Origin of the sequence: Halorubrum sp., assembly GCF_046498025.1 — an archaeon.
Taxonomy (GTDB): Archaea; Halobacteriota; Halobacteria; order Halobacteriales; family Haloferacaceae; genus Halorubrum.
The window spans coordinates 1-2,686 of record NZ_JAWOBM010000023.1; the positions used below are offsets into that span (position 1 = coordinate 1).

A 2,686-nucleotide genomic window follows, 5' to 3' on the forward strand; every position below is an offset into this window, starting at 1 on the left:
ACATGACTTCTCGGGCAGGTGTATCGCTGTTCTGACACTCGTACGGCTGCCGTTCGCGGCGTGACGACCGAAGGGAACGGTCGCGACGGCGACGGCAGCCGCGTCGCTCCGACCGCCGCGACGAGGGCTCGCCTCGACGTGAGATGTCTGTTGCTCGAAGGTTAGCTTTTATCATGAATGACTGTGATGTCACTCGCGTCGTATGAGGATGACAACCCGTCACATGAGTTGGTGTCGAAATCGAGTGAACGAGAGTAGTCGGGAGGGGGCGCCATGACGACCGCGGTCGACGTCGCGATCGCCGCGGTTCCGCTGCTTCTCGCCGGGGTACTGTTGGTCGGGTTCCTCTGGCCGGCGACGCGCGCGATGCCGCTGGCGTGGGGGGCGGCGCTGGTGGTCGGCTACTTCGCGTGGAACATGCCGGTGAACTGGCTGGCGGCGGCGTCCGCCGTCGGCGTCATCACCGCGATCACGATCCTCTGGATCGTCTTCGGCGCGCTCGTCCTCCTGTACACCCTGATGGAGGCGGGCGCGTTCGACCGGATCAACCGGGGATTCGCGACGGTCAGCGACGACAGGCGCGTCCAGATCGTCCTGATCGCCTTCTTCATGGCGACGTTCATCGAGGGCGCTGCCGGGTTCGGGACGCCGGCCGCGGTCGTCGCGCCGCTGCTCTTGGGGCTCGGCTTCCCCGCGCTCGCGGCGGTCGTCGCGGCGATCATCGGACACATCATCGCCGTCACGTACGGCGCGGTGGGGACGCCGATCATCGTCGGTATCCAAGACCCGCTCGGTGACGTCGAGTTCACGCGTACCGCGATCGAGGGGGGCGGAATGACCGTGGAGGCGTTCTCCGTCGAGGTGGCGGCGTGGGCGGCGACGTATCACGCCCTGGTGGGGTTCGTGATGCCGCTGTTCGCGGTCGGCATGGTCGTCTACTTCTTCGGTGACCCCGACGAGCGCTCGCTGGCACCGGCGTGGGAGGTCGCGCCGCTGTGTCTGTTCGCGGGGATCTCCTTCGCGGTCCCGTACTGGATCTCGGCGTGGTTCCTCACGGCCGAGTTCCCGGCGCTCATCGGCTCGATGGTCGGCGGCGCGATCGTCCTGAGCGTTCTGCGGGCGGGGTACCTCCTGCCTGACGAGGACTGGGAGTTCCCGGAGCGCGACCAGTGGAAAGACCACTGGGTCGGGACGATCGAGCCGGGGCAGTCGAACGGCTCGAACGGCGGCGGCGCCGAGACTCGCGGCGGCGTCTCGCCGGAAGCCGAGGCGGCCGACATCAGCGACGTCGACGAGGACATGTCGCTGCTGAAGGCGTGGTCGCCGTACATCGCGCTGGTGATCCTGCTGGTCATCACCCGCGCGGTCGACCCGATCTCGACCTTCATCGGCAGCGACCCCTTCGTCATCGGCTTCAGCGACCTCTTCGGCACGGACCTCGGCGGGAGCTTCGCGTGGATGAGCGTCCCCGGCTTCTGGCTGATCGTCAGCGCCCTGCTCGCGATCCCCATCTTCGGCATGTCGGGTCGGGAGGTCGGCGACGCGTGGACGGAGGCCGGCCGGAAGATCGTCTCGCCGTTCATCGCGCTGGTGTTCGTCATCGCCATGGTGCAGGTGATGCTCCAGTCCGGGGCGCATCCCGGCGCGCCCGAGGTCGGCAGCATGATCGTCCTGCTCGCGCAGACGACCGCCGATACCCTCGGTATCGCGTACCCCGCCGTCGCCGCGCTGATCGGCGCGCTGGGCGCGGCGATGGCCGGGTCGAACACCGTCTCGAACATCACCTTCGGCGCGTTCCAGTTCGAGGCGGCGACGCAGCTCGGGCTCCCGCGGACGATCATCGTCGGCGCGCAGGCCGTCGGCGGCGCCATCGGGAACCTCGTCGCGATCCACAACCTCGTCGCCGCGCTGGCGACGGTCGGCCTCCTCGGACAGGAGGGGCGGGTGATGCGGCTGAACATGATCCCGCTGCTGTACTACTCGGCGGGCGTCGGCCTGCTGTGTCTGCTGTTCAGCTACGTGCTGTTCCCCGGCGTCTTCTGACCGCGGGAGCGGCGCGGCGGCGCGTCTCTTCTTAAATAACGCTGACGGCGACGCGAGAGCGACGCGGCCGCCGGTCGACGAGAAGAGAACCGGAAAAGCGGCGAGGACGGTGACCGCCGACTCAGTCGTCGGCCGGCGACGGGCTCGTCGCCCCGGCGGCGCCGGCCTCGGCGACGGCGTCGGGCGCGGGGCCGGTCACCGCCTCGGCGACCTTCTCGATCGGGTGCGGCGGGTTCTCGGCGTCCGCGTCACGGTCGCCCAGCTGTGAGCGGCAGGAGGCGCCCGGCGCGGTCACCGTCTCGCCGTGACTCTCGTCCACCTGGTCGAAGAGGATCCGCCCGATCGCCTTCGAGAGGTCGTAGTGCTCCGACTCGTAGCCGAACGAGCCCGCCATCCCGCAGCAGGAGGAGTCGAGCGGGTCCACGTCGTAGCCGGCGCGGCGGAGCACGCCGACCGCGTGGTGGTCCTTGTTCGTCGCCTTCTGGTTGCAGTGGCCGTGGTACGTGAGCGACTCCGACGGCGCGTCGAACGCCAGCCGCTCGTCGACGCGGCCCGCGTCGAGGTACTCCAGGACGCCGTACGCGGCGGCCGACACCGCCTCGACGTCGTCGCCGTCGAGGAGGACGAGTACCTCGACCTCCTC

2 protein-coding genes are annotated in these 2,686 nt (G+C 69.2%); one reads left to right on the forward strand and one right to left on the reverse strand.

The features are described 5' to 3' along the window. Positions 1–273 precede the first annotated feature (273 nt). Entirely contained in the window at positions 274–2,043 is a 1,770-nt protein-coding gene (locus tag R6U01_RS05875; RefSeq protein ID WP_410285530.1) for an L-lactate permease, read from the forward strand. Positions 2,044–2,164: 121 nt separating this feature from the next. On the opposite strand, the gene R6U01_RS05880 is transcribed toward R6U01_RS05875, so the two are convergent. Continuing rightward, on the reverse strand, positions 2,165–2,686 hold a 522-nt coding region (locus R6U01_RS05880), incomplete at its 5' end, for a heterodisulfide reductase-related iron-sulfur binding cluster (RefSeq protein WP_410285531.1).

Excerpts from the sequence above, each read along its gene's own strand:
- R6U01_RS05875 (WP_410285530.1), top strand. The coding sequence starts at position 274 with ATGACGACCGCGGTCGACGTCGCGATCGCCGCGGTTCCGCTGCTTCTC.